This is a genomic window from Cohnella rhizoplanae (genome assembly GCF_948329515.1).
GTDB classification, from domain to species: Bacteria; Bacillota; Bacilli; order Paenibacillales; family Paenibacillaceae; genus Cohnella; species Cohnella rhizoplanae.
The window spans coordinates 1-21299 of sequence record NZ_CAOJCN010000032.1 but is presented as its reverse complement, the minus strand read 5'-3'; the positions used below and the strand labels follow the sequence as shown (position 1 = coordinate 21299).

General features: G+C 56.0%; 16 protein-coding genes. 1 reads left to right on the top strand and 15 read right to left on the bottom strand.

The features are described 5' to 3' along the window. Positions 1-82: 82 nt before the first annotated feature. From PQG80_RS26570 to PQG80_RS26555, 4 genes are all read right to left on the bottom strand, one after another. Positions 83-1687: an ABC transporter substrate-binding protein gene (locus PQG80_RS26570; RefSeq protein WP_271754754.1), complete on the bottom strand. Its 1605-nt coding sequence runs from the start codon at positions 1685-1687 to the stop codon at positions 83-85. Positions 1688-1763: 76 nt separating this feature from the next. Next, positions 1764-2672 (bottom strand): carbohydrate ABC transporter permease, encoded by a 909-nt coding sequence (locus PQG80_RS26565; RefSeq protein WP_271754753.1) that lies wholly within the window; start codon positions 2670-2672, stop codon positions 1764-1766. Between the two features lie 11 nt (positions 2673-2683). Beyond that, the gene (locus PQG80_RS26560; RefSeq protein ID WP_271754752.1) at positions 2684-3586 is read right to left on the bottom strand and encodes an ABC transporter permease; all 903 of its coding nucleotides are present in this window, start codon (positions 3584-3586) and stop codon (positions 2684-2686) included. Positions 3587-3792: 206 nt separating this feature from the next. Continuing rightward, the gene (locus PQG80_RS26555; protein WP_271754750.1) at positions 3793-5235 is read right to left on the bottom strand and encodes an L-fucose/L-arabinose isomerase family protein; all 1443 of its coding nucleotides are present in this window, start codon (positions 5233-5235) and stop codon (positions 3793-3795) included. 250 nt (positions 5236-5485) lie between these two features. Between PQG80_RS26555 and PQG80_RS26550 the strand changes: the two genes are divergently transcribed. Further along, the gene (locus tag PQG80_RS26550) at positions 5486-6286 is read left to right on the top strand and encodes a helix-turn-helix domain-containing protein (RefSeq protein WP_271754749.1); all 801 of its coding nucleotides are present in this window, start codon (positions 5486-5488) and stop codon (positions 6284-6286) included. 20 nt (positions 6287-6306) lie between these two features. Here PQG80_RS26550 and PQG80_RS26545 read toward each other — a convergent pair whose 3' ends face one another. From PQG80_RS26545 to PQG80_RS26495, 11 genes are all read right to left on the bottom strand, one after another. Then, the gene (locus PQG80_RS26545) at positions 6307-8643 is read right to left on the bottom strand and encodes an AraC family transcriptional regulator (protein ID WP_271754748.1); all 2337 of its coding nucleotides are present in this window, start codon (positions 8641-8643) and stop codon (positions 6307-6309) included. A 115-nt stretch (positions 8644-8758) separates the two neighbouring features. Next, positions 8759-9523, bottom strand: coding sequence for a sugar phosphate isomerase/epimerase family protein (locus tag PQG80_RS26540; protein WP_271754747.1), 765 nt, complete (start codon positions 9521-9523; stop codon positions 8759-8761). Positions 9524-9539: 16 nt separating this feature from the next. Continuing rightward, positions 9540-11996 (bottom strand): hypothetical protein, encoded by a 2457-nt coding sequence (locus PQG80_RS26535; RefSeq protein ID WP_271754746.1) that lies wholly within the window; start codon positions 11994-11996, stop codon positions 9540-9542. A 17-nt stretch (positions 11997-12013) separates the two neighbouring features. Continuing rightward, entirely contained in the window at positions 12014-13138 is a 1125-nt protein-coding gene (locus tag PQG80_RS26530) for an SGNH/GDSL hydrolase family protein (RefSeq protein ID WP_271754745.1), read from the bottom strand. Positions 13139-13140: 2 nt separating this feature from the next. Next, positions 13141-14220 carry a Gfo/Idh/MocA family oxidoreductase gene (locus tag PQG80_RS26525; protein WP_271754744.1) on the bottom strand — a complete coding sequence of 360 codons (1080 nt, stop codon included), beginning with the start codon at positions 14218-14220 and terminating at the stop codon, positions 13141-13143. A gap of 316 nt (positions 14221-14536) precedes the next feature. After that, positions 14537-17011 carry a glycoside hydrolase family 38 N-terminal domain-containing protein gene (locus tag PQG80_RS26520; RefSeq protein ID WP_271754743.1) on the bottom strand — a complete coding sequence of 825 codons (2475 nt, stop codon included), beginning with the start codon at positions 17009-17011 and terminating at the stop codon, positions 14537-14539. Positions 17012-17282: 271 nt separating this feature from the next. After that, the gene (locus PQG80_RS26515) at positions 17283-18308 is read right to left on the bottom strand and encodes an aminoglycoside phosphotransferase family protein (protein WP_271754742.1); all 1026 of its coding nucleotides are present in this window, start codon (positions 18306-18308) and stop codon (positions 17283-17285) included. 57 nt (positions 18309-18365) lie between these two features. Continuing rightward, complete coding sequence (locus PQG80_RS26510) at positions 18366-19127, bottom strand: creatininase family protein (protein WP_271754740.1); 762 nt, start codon at positions 19125-19127, stop codon at positions 18366-18368. After that, positions 19127-19468, bottom strand: coding sequence for an alpha/beta hydrolase (locus PQG80_RS26505; protein WP_271754739.1), 342 nt, complete (start codon positions 19466-19468; stop codon positions 19127-19129). The genes PQG80_RS26510 and PQG80_RS26505 overlap by 1 nt, the downstream gene beginning before the upstream one ends. A 78-nt stretch (positions 19469-19546) precedes the next feature. Then, complete coding sequence (locus tag PQG80_RS26500; protein ID WP_271754738.1) at positions 19547-20338, bottom strand: phosphotransferase family protein; 792 nt, start codon at positions 20336-20338, stop codon at positions 19547-19549. 265 nt (positions 20339-20603) lie between these two features. Further along, the coding region (locus PQG80_RS26495) for a nucleotidyltransferase (RefSeq protein ID WP_271754737.1) at positions 20604-21299 on the bottom strand (696 nt) is incomplete at its 5' end.

Here is a 21299-nt window from a genome sequence, read left to right as displayed (position 1 = left end):
TGTTATTAGAGACAGTCGCTTATAAAAAAGGCGGCCCGACTTGCTCGAAGCAGGGCCGCCTTGCCTAACCATTCCGTTCCGTTTAGCTGTTTTCCGCCTTCCATGCATCGAATTGCTTCTGCGCTTCGGCCATGATCTTGTCCATGCCCGCCTCGTTCAGGCGCTGCTGCAGATCGGTATAGTACTTCTCGAAGTCGGGCATCGAGCCGGTCGTCAGGATCGGATTCGACTCCTTCTGGATGGCGCTCACTTGAGCGATCTCCGTCTTGACGGGCTCCGGATTGAAGATGAAGCCGAGGATGCCCGACGCCTTGCCGCTGTCGTTGGTCTTCTTCATCGCTTCAAGCGCCGCGGTGGAATTCCAGTTCGAATCCCATTGATCCCACAGCGGCCCAAGCCAGTTGTGCCAGATCGCCCAGGTCTGATCCGCGCCGGTGGTCGCTTCGATCGTCGGATTGTCGTCCTTCACCGTGCCCGATTTGACCGTATAGTTTTTGCCCTCGACGCCGTAGGCCAGCGTATTCAGCAAGTACTTGTCGCCCCAGATCAGGTTAAGCAGCATCATCGCCCGCTCGGGGTTCTTGGAAGTGGCGCTGATCGCCGTCGCGGCGGAAGTCATCGAATTGGTCGAGATCGTCGGATAGCCCGCCAGCGTCTCTACCGTCGGGAAGCCGTACGTCGCCGTCGACTTCGAGCCGTCCTCCGTATAACCGCCCGAGTCGCGCATGACCGCATACTTGCCCGATTTGGCTTCGGCCAGGTAGTCCGTCTTGATGGCCGCGTCCTTGGCGATATAGCCTTTTTTGTAGAAATCGTTGATCGTCCGGTAGTTCTCCTTGTTCTCGGGTACGTCCAGAATCTTGACGATCTTTCCGTCCTTCTCGCTGTAGGAGATGCCGGGCGTGATCGTCGTATAATCGTACAAGCTGACGCCCGCCGCGGTACCGGTGGCCGTGGCCAGGAGCGGGATCATGTTCGGCTCGTTTTTCTTGATCTCGGCCAGGAACGGCTCCAGGTCCTTGATGCTCTTGACGCTCTTGTAGTCGAATTTGTACTTCTCCACCATATCCTTCTTGAAAACGTGCGCGCCGGCCGGCGCATAGGGCGTCTGCGCGGGGATCGCCATGATCTTCCCTTTGTAGGTCACCGCTTTCCACGCGCGGGGGTCGACCTTCGCCAGGATGTTTTGGCCGTACTTTTGCAGCAGCTCATCCAGCGGCAGGAAGGCGCCCTTTTGGACATTGTCGCTGATGCGATTGGAGGAAAACGTGGAAAATACGATGTCGTAAGGCTCGCCCGCCGCGGAGATCAGCTTCATCTTGTCTTCCCAGCCGGCATTGTCGATCAGATTGAGATGAAGCTCGGCGTTCAGCTTCTCCTTGATGACCTTGTTCGCTTCCGCTTCGACGGCAGCCTGATCCTTCATGTTGTCGATGGGCTTGGGCATATACCAGCTGAGTTTGACGAAGTCCTTGGTATCGCCTCCCGTGTCCGCCGGCTGCGAAGCGGGCGCGCTGGCGCTCGGGCTGGCGCTTGGACTCGCGCTCGGACTGGCGTCCGAACTTGCGGACGGGCTGGACGACGTCTCTTCCTTCGAACTGCAACCGCTTACGATAATCGCTGCCGCCAGCATGGCGGACGTCCCTGTTCCAATCCATCTTGCCTTTTTCCTGCTTGTCGGACTCACTTGGATTGCCTCCCTTGTATATGCCTTTCATTTATAATCAGCAGCCGTAAGATCAAAAGACTCACGGCTGTAATTATCACCCTTTGACCGAGCCTACCGTCAAGCCCTGCACGAAATATTTCTGAAAGAGCGGGAACACGAGCAGCATCGGACCTGCCGCCAAAATACACATGGCCATTCTGGCGCTTAAGGAGGGAACGAGCATGCCCGGTTTGACCAGTCCGTATTGAATGGCTTCCGCCGAATTCAGGTACTCCATGTTTTTCAGCACGCGAATGAGCAAGTATTGCAGCTTCATCAGGTTGTCGTGCTCGACGTAAAGCAGCGTCAGCCACCAGTCGTTCCAATATTGGAGGGCGAAGAACAAGCCCAGCGTCGCCAAGGCCGGCTTGGAGATCGGGATGACGATCTGCGCGAAGATGCGCAGCTCGCCGGCGCCGTCGATCTTCGCCGATTCGATGACCGCTTCCGGGATCGTCTGGAGGAAGCCTTTCATCAGGAGCACGAACCAGCCGCTGATCAGATAGGGCAAGATGAGCGCGAGGATGTTGTTCTTCAGCCCCAGCCATTTGACCATTAGAATGTACGAAGGAACCATCCCGCCATGGAAGAGCATCGTAAAAAAGATGAAGAAGGCGAGAAACGACCGGAAACGGTAGTCCTTGCGGGATATCGCGTAAGCGTAAGTCGTCGTCACCCACATCCCGACGAGGGAGCCGATGACGGTCGTCGCAATCGTGACGAAGTAAGATTGGAACAGCACCTTGGGCTCGTGCAGGATGACGCGGTAAGCGTCGAACGTGAAGTTTTTCGGAATGACCGAATAGCCGAACTTGACGATGTCGTTCTCGCTCTGGAACGACGTGCCGATGATGACGAGAAACGGAAACAGGCTGGCTACGCACAATAGGATAAAGACGAGATGGATCAACATTTTCCCGGCGGTCGGTTGACTCCGCTTGAGGGCCGTTACGGAACCGTTCATGGCTGCACTCCTTAAAAAAGAGAATTTTCCGGATTGATTTTTTTGACGATAGAATTGGTCGCGAGCACGAGGCAAAATCCGACGATCGATTGGAAAAAGCCCGCTGCCGATGCCATCCCGATGTCGCCCATGTCGATCAGCGACCGGTAGACGAACGTATCGATGACATCCGTCGTCTTGTAGAGCAGGGACGAATTGAGCGTCACGTTGTAGAACAGCCCGAAGTCGCTGTAGCAGATGCTGCCGATCTGCAGGATGACCATCATGATGACGATCGGCTTGATCATCGGCACCGAGATCGAGATCGCCTGCCTGACCTTGCTCGCCCCGTCGATCTTGGCCGCGTCGTAATATTCCGAATCGATGCCCATCAGCGCGGCGTAGTAGATGACCGAACCGTAGCCGAGCCCCTTCCATACGGCGGCCGCCACCAGAATGTAAGGCCAGTACTTGGGATCGCTGTACCAGAGGATCGGCTCTTCGCCCATGGAGACCAGCACGCGGTTGATGACGCCATAATCCATATCGAAGAGCGAGCGGAAAGCGAATCCCGCCACGACCCAGGAGATAAAGTAAGGGATGAACAGAATGGTCTGATAGGCTTTGACGAACCGGCGGCTGAGCTCGTACAGCAGCAGCGCGATCGTCACCGACAGCGTGGTGCCCAGCACGATAAAGGTCATATTATAGAGAAGCGTATTTCTCAGCACCCGGTAGAGCACGTCCCCGTTGAACAGGAAACCGAAGTTGTCGAAGCCGACCCAAGGGCTGTTCCAGATGCCCAGATTGTAGCGGTAGCTTTTGAAAGGCAGCAGCATGCCGTACAGCGGCACGTAGTTAAAAAGAATAATGAGCAGAAATCCCGGCAGCGCCAACATCGATAATCCGAAGTTCTTTTTGATCGTTCTGATCATGTGTACCGCACTTCCTTTTCGCATTGCTTGTCGTGATAAGCCCACTTTAGGCGCAAAAATCGGGAATGTATATTTTAAAAACGGCATTTTCCTATAAAAACATGTCTCGAAGCACGCGATTGGAGCAATTTGCGAATTCACGACCGGCACAAAAAAAACGAGCCCTGCGCCGCTCCCGGCGCAAGACTCGCTTGATTGTCATCCTCCTAAATCACCTGAACCTCGATCCCCAGCATCCCCGCCGTACGCTTGATCTCCGCCGCCTTGCTGCCTACGCCCAGCGCGAAGTGATGGGTCGGGCCGGCGCTGCACCACTGCTCGACGAACGTCGCGACCGGGCGGCCGAAGCTGCAGCGGGTGTTGGTGTTGCCGGTCTGCGGGATCGGCCCCTTGATCGACTCGCCCTCGGCGACGATCATCTTGTAGCGGCCCTGCGCCGTCTGCCCGATGCTGAGCAGCGTGACCGGTCCGGCCTGGATGCTGAACTCGATGCCGATGCCCGAACCGCGCTTGCCGTGGAACAGCTCCAGCCCCCGGATGACCGGACGGTCGTCCGCGATCTTGATGTTGTGCGGACCGTCATGGCCGACGAGCACGATATCGTCCTTGAAGTCGCACGGGTGCAGCTCGGCAAAGGAACCGCCCGCCTCGAGACGGTCCATGATCAGCATCGCCGCGCACGTCTTGAGATCCGCCTCGCCCGCGAGCGGGATGCCCTTGCCGGTCAGCAGCGAGTTGCCGAGCACCATGTTCGAGCCGATGCGCTCATATTCATTGTCGTCGATTCCCTTGTAATAATAGGCGAGCCCGGTCAAGCCGAATTCATCCACGAGCTTGTCGAGACCGACGGCGACCCGGGCGGACCAGGCCAGGTCCTCCGGCTTGATCGGGCGCGTGACGGGATCGATGAACGGATCGGAAACGGTAAATACGTTGTGAATTTCCTCGAGCTTGGCATCGATCTCGCGCTGCGTAGCGGAAGCTACCGTTTTCGCCAGATCGCACATCTCCAGCATCTGCACGTGCGCCCCGAACGACGACGTGAACGCCGTCGGATCGGAGTTCATGTCATACATGCCCTCGTACGTATGTCCGAGGTAGCCGATCCGCGCGTACTTGAACGCGCGCCGCGCATTCGCCGCCCGGCACCACGATCGCACCTCGGCCATGGCCGCAGGGTCGTCGTGCAGCGTGCCGACGATCATCCCAGCCGCCGGCCGCCCCGCCCGGACGAGCACGCCCGCAATCTCGGGCAGCGAGCAGATGTTGTCGTTGGCCAGCTGCATGTAGGTGGTCGTGTTCGTGTAGTCCAGACGCTGCCTCGGCTGCAGGGCAACGAGCACGGTCGGCACCGACAGGCCGAGGATCGGCGTCGCCGCCGTCGAGGACGTGACGTACGTGCTGAGGAAGCTGAACAGGAAGTCGACATCCTGCTTCTTCAGATACTCGGTCGCCGCGAACGCCTTGTCCACCGTATCGACGAAGCCTGCGCTGACGACCTCGACGTCCATCTCTCGCAGCCGGTTTTCGAATTCCTGCCCGTAACCGGCGAGCTCCTCTCTCAGTCCCGGGAACTGCTCCCAATAGGGTTCGTGCCCCACCGTCATGACCCCGACGCGGGCGCGGGCGCGCTGAATGTTTTTAGACATGCGATTAAGCCTCCTCTTGTTCTCGTAAAACCCTTCCTTCATCGTAGGGAATCAGGCGAGGAGGAACAATGAAGTCACCCACTAATTTTTGAATAATTCTATGTTATTTTTTAAAAGGGAATTCATACAACGGAACGGATAAGCGGAAACGCCGTTTAATAATCAGAAAAATATTACGATCCCTGTTATACTAAAATCAGAAGTTCCGAGAGAAGAAGGCTGTCGTGGCCGTGCAAAGGGGGAATGGGCGATGATCGAGCCGGTGGCGATTTATTACGAGCATTGCGAGCCGGGGTGGCAGGTGCCGCGGTCCCGGACGAATAACCATATCGCGGTGCTCGTAACGGAGGGACATGCCGTATTCGATATGGAGCAAGGCAGCTTCAGGCTGAGCCGGGGCGATATGCTGTTCATGCCGGAGGGGCTCGAACGCCATGCATCGAATTCGCCCGAGGCGCCGCACGAGATGTACGTCGCGCATTTTCAATATGCGGGAGATGGAGAAGGCTTGCCGCTGTTCAGTGCGCCGCAGGCGCGCGTCGCCAAGCCCCACAATTATGACTACGTGCGCAACCGCTTCGCCACGCTCGTCCAGTATTGGCTCCGGCAGTCGCCCTTCCGGCCTGCGCTGTGCCACGCCGCGCTGCTGGAGCTGCTCGCGCTGTTCGCGGAGGCGTCCGAATCCGCCGCTTCGCAAGGCGCGGCCTCGGGTCTCGTCTATCGGCTGGAAGCGTACATCTTGCTCCATTACCGCAGGACGATCACGGTCGGCGAGCTCGCCGCGCACGTAGGCAAGACGCCAAACTACGTCAGCGCGCTGTACCGCCAATCGACGGGACGCACGCTGACGGACTATATGCAGCAGATTCGGATCGCATCCGCCTGCGACCTGCTCCTGACGTCGCAGATGAACATCGGAGAGATCTCGGATTACCTCGGCTTTTGCGAGCAATCGTACTTCAACAAGGTATTCAAAAAAATAACCGGCACCCTGCCTTCCGCTTACGTGCGGCACAAGGTGGACCGGTCGGAGACGGACGGCGACGATTAAGATTTGACCAGAAGACGTCGCTAGTTGATTTGGTTTGCTTTTCGCTGGAGGGCATACTCCTTCGGGGTCATCTTGTACTTCTTCTTGAACAAGCTGAAAAAATACGTCTCGTTCGTAATGCCGACCTTCTGCACGATCTCGTAGACGCTCAGATCTTCCTGGATGAGCAGCTCCGCCGCTCTGGTCAACCGCACGCCGTTGATCAGATCCGCGATCGACAGCTGCGTCGCTTCCTTGTAGATCTTGCTTAAGCTCCGCGTAGAGATCTTCATCATCGATGCGATCGAGGACAGGCTCAGAGAAGGATCCTGGTAATTGCGATGGACGTATTCCGTCACCGCGTCCACGACGAAGTAGTTGAGCGCTTCGGTATCCTCTGACGTCTCCTTGTTGAACGAGTCCTGCAAGCCGCTCCAGACGATGCGCTCGATCTCGGCCATCGTCTCCTTCTCCAGGACATGCCTGCCGATCGAGGCCTTCTGCAAGGAGGGGGCCGCCGTTACCTTCGCCTTGTCCAGCCCTTCGATCACGGTATCCGCCAGACGGAGTATCGAGATCAGGGCGTTGTGATAATTCAGCGCCGCCATCTCCTCGAACAGGCTCGCCAGCACGTCCCTCATCGCGGCGACGTTGCCCGACTTGATCGTTTCCATGAGCCAATCTTCCAGTTCCTTGGAATAACCCGTTTTTTTGTTGTCGGCGCATCCCCGGAGCCGCTCCGGCGTGATGACGGAGCCATGGCCCAGCTGCAAACGGTACATCGACTGGTCCATCGCTTGCGTATACAGCGCGTGCAATCCGCCGAGCGCCTCGGCCTTGCCGCTGATCGAAGCGGTGAAGGTCACTTTGAAGAAGCGGGAAAAATGGTCCTGCGCCTCGACCAGCAGCGCCGCTAGTCCGTCGTTCCATGCCTCATCCCCCTCAGGCACGCCTACGATCAGCAGCACATGGTCTTCTTTCATGTCGATGCCTTCGTTCGGATATTTGCCCGCCACGATCTCGGAGGCGATATTGATCAGGGCGAACCGGATCGTTTCCTTATCCCGTGCGGAGAAGCGCTGCTGGAATTCCTTGTAGTTATCGATCTTGAGCAAACAGACCGCATACGCGCCCGACAGCGGCAGGGCGATCCTCATCTCCCTGAACAAGGTCGCCAGTTCGGTCCCCGGTATGGAAAAGCGCTCCGCGAGCAGCCGGCTCAGCCAATAATGCTTCATGACATCCTTGTATTGATCCTTCTCCTTGTAAAAAAGGTTCAGCTCCTCCGCCGACTGCCGGTAGACGGTGCTTAGATAAGAGATCTCGTCGACGACCTCGACCTCGACCGATCTGCTCGGCCTGTTTTGCTTCACCGCGTTCACCAGATTGCCGATCGGCCGATAGATGGTCCGGGAGATCAGAATCGAGACGACGAGCGCGAGCAGCAGGGCGATCAGCGTGATGAGCAGAATGCTGGTCCGGAGTCTGTCGATCGATTGATACACCTCCAGGACCGGCTGCGTTTTGAGCAGCGTCATCCCGGCGCCTTCGACGTTCGAATACGTGATCAGATAGGGCTTGCCCCCGTGCTTGCGCTGAAAAAACCCTTCCGCCTCGGCATCGGGATGAGCCGCTTGATAGGCCGAAAAGTCGTTCTTCAGCCACTTCATGATCTCCCGGTCGCCCGTGCCGTCGTCCAAGTATTCGCCGGCCTGGTCCAGTATAAAAATATTGTCTCCCTTGCGTTTGTCGATCATATTGATCTCGCTGATATTGTCCAGCAGCCATTCGGACCGGACGTTGACCACGATGACGCCGTCGGGCTTCAGGTCGTCCGCCGAAGTCTCGTACATCACGTAAGAAAACACATATTCCGGCTCGGTCTTCCCGTTCACCAGCTTCTGAATGTTGCGGAAGATCGGCTTCATCTTGGGCAGCAGCCGGTCCGAATCGTACAGCGCGCTCAGCAGTCGATCTTCGAAAAACAGAGGTCTGCCCGCATTGTACGCCTGATCCAGGTTCCGGTTATAGATCGTGAGCGAATGAATGTACGGATTGGCCGAGGTGACGGAGCTGGTCACTTTGTTCAGCCGGTTGGCCACCTCGACCATATTTTCCTGCCTGGCGTACATGACCGCGGTCACGTCGCTGTTGAGATAGAGCGATTGGCACAGGCTGGCGATCGTCTGGTCCATGAATTCCATATTGTATTTGACTTGATACAGGATTTTCTGGTTGGAGGCGTATTCGTTTTTGACGAGCAGCTTCTGGGCATTGATATAGACGACGGCGGACAGCACGACGACGATGAGCAATATCGCGACGCTGATCCATAGCAGCATTTTAATATAATAAGCCTTGGCCCCGAATCGCTTCATGCGGGAATCTCCTCTCATTCTCCGAGGCAGAAGAGATCGTCTTCGCTGCCTTGCGTGCAAAATGCCGAAGAGGACCGGCATACGCCAGCCCCTTGCTTGGGTCTAAAATTACAGTCTAGATGCCGAGCCTGTCGGCCAGCGCGTGGAGGTTGTCCAGACTGGTCCGCACGCTGTCCAGCGGGTCGCCCTCGCAGATGTCCTGTTCCACGACATACCATTCTACCCCGCTGCGTTCCCCCCACAGAAGCAGGGCCTCGAAGTCGATCCGGCCCGTTCCGATCTCCGCGTACGTCCTGCGTTCGTCGGCGGTCATGTCCTTCAGGTGCATCGTCGGCATGCGGCCGCGATACGGCGCCACGAACGCCGCGGGGTCCCTTCCTGCCCGGCTCACCCAGTATACATCAATCTCAGCCAATATGGCGTTGTCCGGTTCAGGTGCGAGCAGGTACGACAGCGCATCCGTCGCGCCGACGCGCGTCTCGAACTCGAAGGCATGGTTGTGAAAACTGACCGTGAACCCCTCGTCGCGCAGTTCGCCCGCAGCTGCGTTCAATTCCTCGCGCAGCCGGATATAGCCCTGCTCGTGGCGCCACTCATGCGGCACGGACGGGCAGATCAACCGGCGGGTGCCGAGCGTACGCGCCTCCGCCTTGACGCTATCCGGCTCGGCTCGCAGACGCTCGACGGATATATGCATGCCCGCCGTCTTCAGCCCCGCCTCGCGCAATACCTCCGCGATCTCCTCGGCCGCATGGCCGTGCAGTCCGGCCGTCTCGACGCCGGCCCAGCCCATTCGTCCAAGGGTTCGGAGCGTGTCGGGAAAATCCCGCTCGCATTCATTGCGCAGCGTGTACAGCTGCACGGCAAACTTGTGCTTCACTCGGACTCCCCCTCATTTACCATGTGATCTCGATCGCGCCGCTGATATTCGTCAGAACGAGACGATCGCTCCGGATGCAGTCCGCGAGATCCAGATACGCAGACTCGCCTCGCACTTCTACGCTTCCGGCATGCAGGCTTGCCAGCGGCGGGTAAATCGTGACCTCCGCCTCTCGCAGACCGGCGACGAAGAGCATCCGCTCCGAGCTCTTCCTCGGCGTCGGACCTGGCGCGAGCTCCCGGCAGGAGACGGAGGTCGTCTCGCGCTGCTTGACGAAGACGCGGCATTCGTCATGGAAGGTGCGGTCCGGCGTATACGGCGCGGCACCTTCGCCCGCCCTCGTCGTCTGGCCGATGATCGCCGGTACCCCTTCGGGAAAGCGCAGGCGAAGGGTCACGGACGTGTCCTGACGGCAGCCCGTAAATAAAAAGCCATTGTCGCGGCGAGCGACGAACAGGAGCGCCGGCTTATCCGATTCTTCCTGCTTAACCTGCTGCAGCTCGTACCCGAACTCGGCGAGCAGCTGCCGGGCGAGCGCCGAGATGTCCTTGAACCGCTCGGGATGGCGGTTCGGCAGATGGGACACGCCGCCGGATTCGAAGGGCAGGGAGCCGCGAACCCAGCCGATCTTGCCGCCCTTCCACGCCGGCAGCTCCCGCGTCAGCGCCAGCACGCGTACCCGATCGCCCTGGCTGCCCGTCGCGCATACCTTCGTGCCCGGATCGTCCGCGTCGTTCAGCACCTCGCCGAGCGCGCCTCCGCCGAGCAGCGGATCGTGGAGGAAGACGGAGGAGGAAGCGGACGCCTCGGACAATCGGTCCTGCGGCAGCTTGCAGGAGAGCGCGATCTCGCCCTGAAGCCCCGCATCCTGCCGGAGATTCAGCAGTTGCTGCAGCTCCCGGTCCTCGATGCTGCCGTAGACGATCGCCCTGCCTCCCTCGCGGACGAAGGCGGCCAGCCGTTCGGCATTCGCGCCCTTCAGCCAGGAGGCCGGCGTCCAGACGATCGTATCCCGCAGCTTGCCGTTCGCCCCGTCCTTCATCGCCGCGAAGTCGTCCGTGCTGAGCACCGTATTGAGCGGCAGCCCCTCGTTCACCGCATTGCGGACGAACCATTCTTCGAAAAAGATCGATTTGGCGGCTTCCGCCGACCGCTCCACGGCGGCATGGTACTCGCTGAACGGATACAGCCAGGTAAGGATGCCGGCTTGATCGGGAAAGTCCTCGATCGCCCGGCGCAGATGGGGAATCACCTCCGCGGGACAGTCCGCATTCAGTTCGCCTTTCTCCGTATCGATCGTCAGCAGCTCGATAATGCCCGGATTCTCAAGCTCGCCGTCGACATTCATCCGGGCGACCGACAGCGGGCAATAAATATCGTGCGGCTCCCGGTCGTACAGGTCCCACCAGGGATTCTGCCAGAACCAGGGATCGTTCGGATAGAAGCGATAAGGGTAAGTATCGCCCGGCAATACCGCGATGCGGGACATATAGGACGCGATCTCCAGGCCAAAGTCGAAGTTGAGCGCGCCCCACGGCGAGTTCGGCGGCGGCAGCTCGATATATTTTCTGCGGTACATCTCCTGCAGCGGAATGAAATCCTTGGCCAGATCCATCCCCGTCCCGAAGTTGGTGCCGCGTACCTCCGTGCGATAACCCGGGCATTCTCGCTTGAAATGCTCCCAGAACGACAGGGTCTGGTCCGTCAGCTCCCGGTAGTCCGCCATCGGCATCGAGACGCCGTCGTAGTTCGCTCCCAGGTACGTCCAAGGAAAATAGGAGAAGCCGAAGCCGTTCGAAAACCAAATATAATCGAAGCCGAGCGCGGGGAGGAAGCTGGCGCACTGGCGGCCGAGAAACTCGCCGAACGGGGTGCCCACGGGAATGCCGTCCGGATAGGCGGCATAGGCGGCCGAGTCTCCGCAAAGCTCCGACCACGTGCAGACCACCGTATAATCGGCCTTGAGCGCGACCTCCTTGCCCCCCAGCTTGGCGCGGTTGATCTCCGGATGCCGCGTATACTTAAAGTCGGAGTAGGCAAACTCGGGCCCGGCGTCGAAGGTCGCGCCCACTTCCATCGACACGCCGAACCGGTCGCGGGCGATCCGCTTGAACGCCGCCACGATCGTCCGCAAATCTCCGTACGTGATCGCGCAGGCGTCCGGCCGATATAGCTTGGCGATCCGGGGATCGTTCGGCTGGATATGCCCGAACCGATCCTCGTTCGCAAAGCCGATATAGCGCCCCCACTCGATCTCGCGCTCCCCGTTGCCGTCCCATTCCAGAATCTCGCTGCCGTCCGCCACCCACAGCAGCATCGAGCAGCCGTCCGCCATGCCGATCAGCGGCAGCCATTGCCGGATCGCTTCTTCGCATACCGCTTCGATCGCCGGCAGCGCCATGCTCGTAAAAGGCTTTAAACTCATCTCCAGCGTAACCCGCCGCAGTCGCTTGTCCGTCTCGGACCGACTCATATCAACAGCACCTTCCTTTATGCCTCAACGATTGAATGGAGCAGCCTGGCTAGTACCGGCCGAAGTCTATCCGCGATGCGGTCGTAACCCAAGTCCGACGGGTGGATGCCGTCCGTCGTACAATCCTGATCCGCCTCGCCGAGCAGCTCCGTGCCGTCGACAAAGTGAATGCGGTCGTCTCCCGCCAGCCGCCGCCGCTCGACCTCTTCTAGCTGGATCCGTCTGCGCTCGTCGCGTCGGGCAGCCGCGTCGCCGTCGAATGCCTCCCTGGCCATGCGGATCTGCGACAACACGAGAATCGGCACTGCAGGATGGACGCTGCGATAGATGTTTATGAACGCGGGCAGCGATTCCCTCAGATGATCCGTACTCGGCGTGTTGGCCTCATAATCCAGTATCAACATGGCCGGCGACTCGATCTGACTGATCAGATGGGCGAGCTCGGGCTCTCCCTGCGCATTGCCCGAGAATCCGAGATTGACGAATTCGAGCGGGAACATCCGGCTTAAAATATTGGGATAGGCCATGCCGGGACGGGTCGCGCAGGCGCCGTGGGTGATCGAGGTGCCGTAGAGCAGCACCTTCTTGTCGGTCGGGAAGCCTGGGAATCCGGCTATCTCCGAAGCGGGCTCGACGCCGACCCACAACGCCTGCACGCCTTGATACAGAGGAAGATTGAGCGTGATATCCCGCAGACCGCGCGGCAGCGCGTCGAACAGAACGGAGACGTACTCGGTTTGGGTGAAGTCGAAGCGCGTCGTGTTGATGTACTTTTGATCGCCGAGCCCGCCGATATAACAATCGATCCCGCATTGGCCCGTGGCCGCCAACTGATACATGCTGTACTTGTCCGCCAGCTTCACGCGTACGTACAGTCTCGGAGAATCCGTCCTGAACCGGACCTGCACCCCCGTCGTATAATTCGCCAGCCGGTCCACCTCCGGACGGATCGGGTGACTGGGCCGGACCGGCAGTCTCCGGAAGACGCCGTCCTGCGCAAGCCATGGCAGTCCGGTCACGCGGAAAGGCGCGCCGGGCACGGGCAGCCATCTCAGGTCCGGCATAGCGTCCCCGCCGACTCTCATATTCGCGTCCATATTCGCGTCCGCTTGCCTGCCGTCGCGCGGCTCCGTCTCGCCCATTTCTACGCCCCCTGCCGGATGGCATCCATCATCATTTTGAACACCTTCAAGTCCTGCAGGTAGTCCTCAGGCGACGTCTTCGGAGACAAGCCGTTCGCCGCCACCTCATAGAAATATTCCAGCTCGCAAGTATACGCATCCTTGTAAGTCGGACGGACGACCGTCTCCTCCAGCGCATCTCCGATCGTATCCCGAATCCGCAGCGTCGTCGGCAATTGACGCAAATACGGCGTATCGAACTGAACCAGAACCGATTTGCGCTCGCCGTACACCTCGATATGGGCGTCGAACCGTCCTTGCTGGTCCACGCCGGTCTCGAACATGACATCGTATCCGTCGTATTCCAAGATGGCGTTTTTGAATCTTCCGCCTTGCCGGGACGTGGCCGACTTCACGCGCAGGGGCATGCCGAGCATCTCCCGCATCGCGGAGATATCGTGGCTGTTCAAGCCCAGCAGCAGACCGTACGCGGCATAGTCTCCGTCGGAGGCTTCGCCGACGGCTTCCTGCATCAGCCTTGCATTTCTCTCCTTGCGGTCCTGGACGGCTTCGGCCGGGATATCGCCGAACCGGTAAGTGTGGGTGCCCGACTGTCTGGTGAAGTACGCGTTCGGTCCGATCATGTCCCGTACTCGCGCATAGTTGATCGGACCCAGCGCACGCACTTCCTCCAGCGCGCGCAGGTAAGCCGGCGCGAACCTTCGCATGTAACCGACCATGACCTGCGCTTTCGACGCGTTCCGCTCCCGTATGATGTCATGCGCTTCCGCTTCGGTTACGCACATGGGTTTTTCCACGAATACATGAATATTTCTTCGCAGCGCCGCGACCGTGCATTCGGTATGATACTCCATGTTATTCAGCACGAATACCGCGTCCATTTCGGTCCCGTCGAGCATATCCGAAGCATGGGCGTACAAGTTTTTAACGCGATGCTTTTCCCCCATTAAGGCAAGCAGCCTCGGAGAGATGTCGCAGAATGCGACGATCTCGTACCGTTCCGGCAACGACTCCAATATCGGCAAATGAATGATTTGAGCGATCTCGCCCAAGCCGATGATACCGACTTTCAGTTTTTTCATCTTGCGATCTCCTTTAGCCAAAATGCTGCGCTTCACGTTCCTTGCGCGGGAGCATTCCGTGAGAAGCAGAAATACTGCCGCTGCACCCTAAATCTAGCGTCACTTCTCTGACCTGTACACTTCAATTTGCGTCAAATCTTGCGAATCCGTGCACGACGGCCATAAATAGACGAAAATTGATGCAACGAATGGGCACGCGTTGGCTATCGAGGAACGCCAATAGCGCCGGATCGCTATCGACCCGACGCTATTTGGCATGAATGTTAACCGTATAAGGTGTGAACTGTGAATCTGGTTCTCTTCCATCCAACTTGGCTCAGAGGTCGCGTTCGAGCAGCGTCACTTCGCGCACGCCTTCGACCGGGTGCAGCCGGTAAGTCTTGATCTCGAAGCCGCGGAGCGAGACCGGATAGCGGTCCCTCCCGCCGTTCATTACGATCGCCGTATCGCGCGGCTCTCCAGTGGGCTCGAACAGTCGCAATATATAGCCCTCGCCGCGCTCCTCTCGCTTGAACGCCGTCGCTTGGACGACATCGTCTTCTAGTAAAAACGGGATTGCAGGCGCTTTACCTTCCCCTGAAGGGAAGAAAGACAATGCGAAAGGCTTCTCGGCGGCGGCTAGCGCTTCCCTGTCGATCGCGGCCAGCCGCTGTACCGCCGGACCGGCATCAATCCAGAACGTGAACTGGCGTTCGCCTTGATCGATCCTCGGCAAGAACCGGTCTTGCACGACGAGCGGCCGCTCGAGGATCGGATGCGCGCAATACGCCGGGGATCGCAGCAGCGACATTCGAATCTCGCCGTTCGTAAAGTCAGATCCGTAGACGCCGTCGTTCGTAATGGTTAGCGCCCGGGTGCCGTCGCTCGCGGCGACCCATTTCTGGGCGACCGCTTCGTCTCCGTTCGTCGGCAGCGCGGCGACGCCGTACATCGTCTGCCCGAGATAGGAGGCCGCTTCTCCGAGCCGCGTGGGTACGGACCATTTCAGCATGCGATCCTTCTCGTTCCAATACGCGCGCACATGAACTTCAATGGCAGTCCCCCGTTTTGGGAGCTTGTACGTCTGCACGATACGCGAATCCCGGTAATACAACACCGCTTCGATCACCGTTCGCACTTCCCCCTCCTCGATCACGCGCACGGAAGGCAATAAGCGGCCGGTTACGCCGGAGAAGTCAGAGCCCTCTCCCGGCGGCAGCAGGCTGAATTCACCCGCAACGTCACGGAAGCGATCCGTGTCCATACGCCACGGATCGCCGTTGTCGGCGAGGACGAGCGGCAGGCAGGCGCGGGGCATCAGGTAGGAGACGCCGTCGGCGGCGTACTCGTCGACAAGGCCGGTCGCAGCGTTCACGACAACAGTGAGGCGCTCGGTCTTGAACGTCAGTTTGCCGTCGTGCACTGCAAGCGACGGCGACGGCTTCTCCGGCAGAAGTTCGATGCGGCAGTCGAAGCGTGTCATCGACATCGGCGCAAGCTCCGCTTCGAACACCGCCTTTTTCCGCCAATCCAGCGTCAGATTGCTCTCCTCCTTCTCCGGCTGCGTCGGCAGTCGGACGCCGCCCTGGTACACGACGGGCCTTGAAAATTCCGGTTTCCAATTCTGATCCTCGAGCATAAACTCGCATGCCCATATGCCGCGCACCGGGAAAGGATGCGGATTGTAGACGAGGATCGGGTATTCACCGGGAAGAGCGGCGGGCTGTCCGGCGGCCAGCGCGAAGAAGGCGCGCGCGCGAAGACGGCTCGCGATCTCGAGCCCGTGGTCGATGCCGCGCAACGACGTCTCCTCCACGCCTTGTACGGAGGAGCCCGGCAGAATATCGTGGAACTGGCTGGTCAACAGATCTTTTTGCGCTGCCTGCAAGTCGGCGTACGGATAGGCCAGGAGCCCGGCGAACGCGGCGGCGGACAGCATTTTTTCCGTCATGAACAGCTCGTTTTCCAGCTTGCGGTGCTGTTGCTTGATCCGGATCTGCGACGTATAGCAGCCCACGAACCGGGGATTCAGGTCCCGGTCCACAACAGGCAGCGTCCGCGAAGCCGCTAACTCGGCGAAGTAGGCTTCGGGAGTCGAATGGACGATATCGATCCTCTCCGTCCTCGCCTGAAGCGCCGCGATCTCGTCCAGATCAAGCCGGGAAGGCCCGCCGCCGTGATTGCCTACGCCCCAGAGGACGAGTCCAAGCTCTACATCCGGGTTTTCATTGAGCCACCGCTCGATTTTTTCGACCGATTGGCCGAGCAGCGAGTTGTAGCCGCCCCAGATCTTGTGCGCCAATACCGAGCTGCCGTTAAAGCCCTGCCAGACGAAGTCCTGCATAGGGAGAGGCATGTCGTCGGGCCGCATGAACAGATAAGCGTCGAAGCCCGCCAGATTCATAATCTGTACGAGCCCCTGAGAATGGCCGAAGGGATCAAAATTGATCGCGGTCGTGGGCTCCCGGTAATCGCCGAACTTGTCGCGGAAGTACGTTCGGCCGGCGAGGATCTGCCTGACTATCGATTCGCCGGACGGCATGTTGCAGTCGGGCTGCAGATACCAACCGCCCATGACATGCCATTTCCCGTCCGCTACGAGCGTGCGGATCCGCTCGAACAGAATCGGCTCATACTCCTCGATCCATTCGTACAGGATCGCTTCGTTATGGTTGAAGACATAGCCATCGTACGATTCGCAAAATTCGGCAGCCGCGCGGAATGTCGACACCGCCGCTGCCGCGCCCTCCTCCCATTGCCATTGCCATACCGGATCCAAGTGGGCATTGCTGAGCAGATGCAGCTTTTTCATCTTTCCCGCGCCTTCTTTCGTTGAATGAATGATGAAATGTTCGATAAGCATATAATTATGTTACTATCAAACATAATCCTATCACAAAGAACATGATGTATCGATTCTGATTCGAGGAAGCGTCGAACATTCCTCTTCACTGCTCCAGCTTTAGCTCGACGAGCCATCCATCCATCCATCCATCAACCCCCGCGATCCGCGTTTCCGGGCAGATCAAAAGCCTGCCGAAAAAACCGGCAGGCTTAGTTTAACTTAACGAAAACCCGTTACATCAGGCTGATGCGGCCATCAACGGTATGGTCTTCATTTCATAGATTTTTTGGAGAGTACGAACGTAATTCGTCTTCTCTTGATCGGTCTCTGCATGGAGATATCCCTCCACAAGCCTGTACCCGAATACGAGAAGGATGATATCGTAGACACAGTGGTCCTCGATTTGGGATGCATCCGTATACTCCAAAAAGCCTTTGTAATACGCCGGGATACATCGCTGGTAGTGTTCGACCATGTGATCGATGTCGGGTTCGTCCGCGATGAGGCTTGCGAGATCCTCGCCCAGATAGCCCCATCCGCTGGTGTCCCAATCGATGAGCGCGAAGTTCCCGTCAGCGTAGATCAGGTTGGTTACCCAGAAGTCCCGGTGACATAGCACGAGGGGCAATTTTTCAATTCGGGCGAATATCCCGTCTGCTTGCTTATCGATGTCGATGAGCATTTGCCGCACGTACAGCGGCAATTCGCAGTCCTCCGATCGTACATAGTCATAGACGACCGGCCATGATCGATAATGTAGATACTTATTCTTCATGAAGTCTGCATGGCTCAGGTTGGTCAGGCTTTGCAGCGCGGCGGGTTGCTCCGCATACAGCCTGCCTTGATAACGCCCTAACTCAAGCGCAGCCTTTTCATGCATGGCGCCGGTCAGGTTTAAACCGGTTACGCCATCGATATATTCCAGCCACAGATCGTATTCATTACCCTCGGCATTGAACTCGGCATGATAACAGGTCGGCCAGCGGAGGGCTTCCGAGAAAGTCGCTCCCATGTCAGACGAATAGAGATCATATTCTCGACGCCATGAACCCGGATCGCCGTAACGCTCCCATTTCTTCTGATTTTTCAGTACGATACGATACGGCAATTTTTCGCCTTTCGCCGTTTCTGCGGTCCCCGATACCAGGTACACATTTCCCACCGTTCCGCCCTGTAACGGCATCGTCTGGTAGTCGACGGCGACGATATCCATCTTGAACATTTTGTTTAAGGCATAGTTCAGCTCATCAAGTTTAATATTCATTTATTCCTCCATTTTCCTCGCTATTTATGGATTGTTCCTTCGTTGATTAACCTTTGTTTATGGGCCCTCTTGGATTTTTCGACGATATCCCTCATCAAGGATTTGTTTCAAACCTTCAGTTCTTTTTTGAATAAATGTTTCCCAAAATGTCTTACCTTTTTCAGCTAATTCATCATGCGAATAAATTCCTTCTTCAAACTTCCCCCAACAACCATCCTGAGTTAGCTTGTCCCATCCTAAGTAATCCGCATAAAGACGGTTTTCCGAAGGTATGTCTGAACCCATTGAATGGTTTTTTACCAGTTCCGGACAAAGCCACATCGCTGTACAAACTGATAATAAACCACCGTGCATTTCGTTTAAGCCTTTTAAACCTGCCGATTCAACTGCTTCTTCCCATGCAAGATGATTATTATGATTCGCGGAAATCAAGATAATCTCGGGGTACTTGTAATTAATATGTTTGACGAAAGCACCCTCCCAATATGATCCGCCGTGACCAGTACAAACCAAAAACTTACTAAATCCTTGTCTTATTAGATTGCAAATCATCTCCTCTAACATCGCTGTTAGAATATTGGGGCTAACTGTAACTGTCCCCTTAAAATTGGCATGTTCTTCAGAAGTATTAAACGGAAATGTGGGCAACACGTACGCATTTAATTCTCTCCCATAAGCATCAGCGTATAGCTCTGCGATAAGCGTATCTAAATGCATGGGCAAATACGGTCCAAACTGCTCCGTTGCGCCTATTGATAGAATAGCTGTATCAATCCCGCTATTTGAAATTTCCTTTGTCGTGTTTTTAAAGCTTAGCATTAGCTAGCACTCCCTAAAAAGGTTCTATTCCGCACCGCCCGAAGCCAACGTACCGCCGCCTTCGCATCATGCAGCTGCGCGGGATATATCGCTTCGTTGCTCAATCGATAATTGATACTGGAGGCAAAATAGCCATTGGCTGCGAAGTGACGAATGGACATTCCGCTCTCCGAAGGTTCTGCCTTGTCTCCCCATAACCACGCACCCCCATGAATGCACAATGCGATCGGAAGCTTTCCAGCCGACTGTGCTGGCATGGCGATGTCGAGAAGCAGCGTCTTTCCATCCGTATCCCCATAGATAACATCCGATATCACTTGGACCTCTTGTTCCAATATCATCTGTTGCTTCTCCTCTCGATAGGGAACTCCGTTGCGAAGCGAAGTCTGGTGGGACATACGCCCGTACGTTCTTCTGAGTTAGAAAAATGCGTATAGGCCATTCTCAAAATATTTATATTCTTGTTCATCTAATCTCTTTTTTCCGTATCCTTCAAAGAACACTTCGATCTCTGAATTCGTTTCAATCGCATTGGGCTTTGGGCGAATCGCTAAAGACAAATCATATCTTGGATCTCCGAATGCTCCACCGCTCCAATCAATAACGCTGGTTACCTTTCCATTGTGGAAGATTACATTATCAATAGTGAAGTCACCATGAATGAGGGTGTTCTTAACTGGCGATGGTTTGTTTGCTTTTATTTCCTTCAATAAATCAGGCGTTCCATCTACCGAATAGTGTTTAAGATTAAATTCTGCTCGCCGCAACATTTCCTCCAACCAAACAGAATCCCACACCATACCTTTTGGGCATGGCGTTGAATGAATTTGTGCTAAAACCACGCCAAAACTGAATATCATTTCTTCCTTCTTCTTTTTATTCTTTTCTTTAGGAAGTGCTTCCCTTAAGGTTTCCCCCTCGAAAAACTCTGACAATACCCAAGATTGTTTTTCTTCTGTTTGCTCTACAAATCGGTAAACTTCAGGGACTGGTAATGGTGTGTTATTTAGTTGTTTAAGGACGCGTACTTCGTTCGATAACCAAGAGCAATATTGCTCGCCCTTTGCACGTTTTAGAACAAAGCGTCCCTTCGCGCCTTCAACTATTCCCACATCTGATGTATGGCCTTGCCTAGGAAATCTGATGTCAATTATTGTCCCTAAGTGGTCAATTATCTCGTTTGGGACTTCGTCAACTTTTATTGGAAGCATATATAGCCCCCTTCAGGTTTTCCCTCATTTTAACAATTCCCCTGATTGAACTCTACTTCCATTTAGCTTAACAGCCTGCCGGATCTCGCCAGCAGGCTGTGCAATTAAAGTAACGTCTACCGTTAGCTAATGGTCTTGTGTTTTAATTAGAGTCGCTGCTTATAGTTGTGAGGCTTGCCGAGCACCTAATACAGTGACGTCCCAACGGGCTTAGGGGCCGGATGTGATCACTCGCTTCTCAGAGCGACTCGGAGCGTCAATGGTGTTAGCCGAAGGTAGTTCTGGAAGCAGCCATTGCATTTAAGGCGTTCTCAAAATAGCTATATACTTCTTCTGCAATTCCCAGAAACTCTTCAACAAGTACATTACTATCCAAGTAACAAGCATACAGATAATCAACTAAAGCGGGGTCAATTTCACAATAGTTTAATATGGCATTCTTCATCTTAATAATGTCATCTTGCCATACACCTGTATCTTCTAAAACCAGAGAGTATAATGCACGAATTAATCTCTTAGAATAACCTTTAATATATCTAGTTTTCTTTGTGTTATCACTCGCATTAGAAAGTAAACGATGTATACGGTCTACTTCCTCCTTGGTCTCTGTATTTAAGTCTAAAATGAACGCCGGAGAAATAATTATCGGTGGTACTTTTTCACCAACGTCATGACCATATATGCAAACACATATTATCTTAATCCAAAAACCCCACTCATTTGGTTTACTTAATACATCGTCAATCGAGCAAATTATCGTATCAATCTTAGTTACTACTGGATATTCTTCCAAAAGTCTGTCTTTAATATTTGACAATCTTTCGTAATCAATATCTTTGGGATTTATACATACAATAGTAAAGTCTGCATCTGACTCAAAAGGTTTAGCAGTTCCTTTTGGAATCGAGCCACACATATAAATGCTATGAATCTTACCTTTAAATTCGGTAAGTATATTATC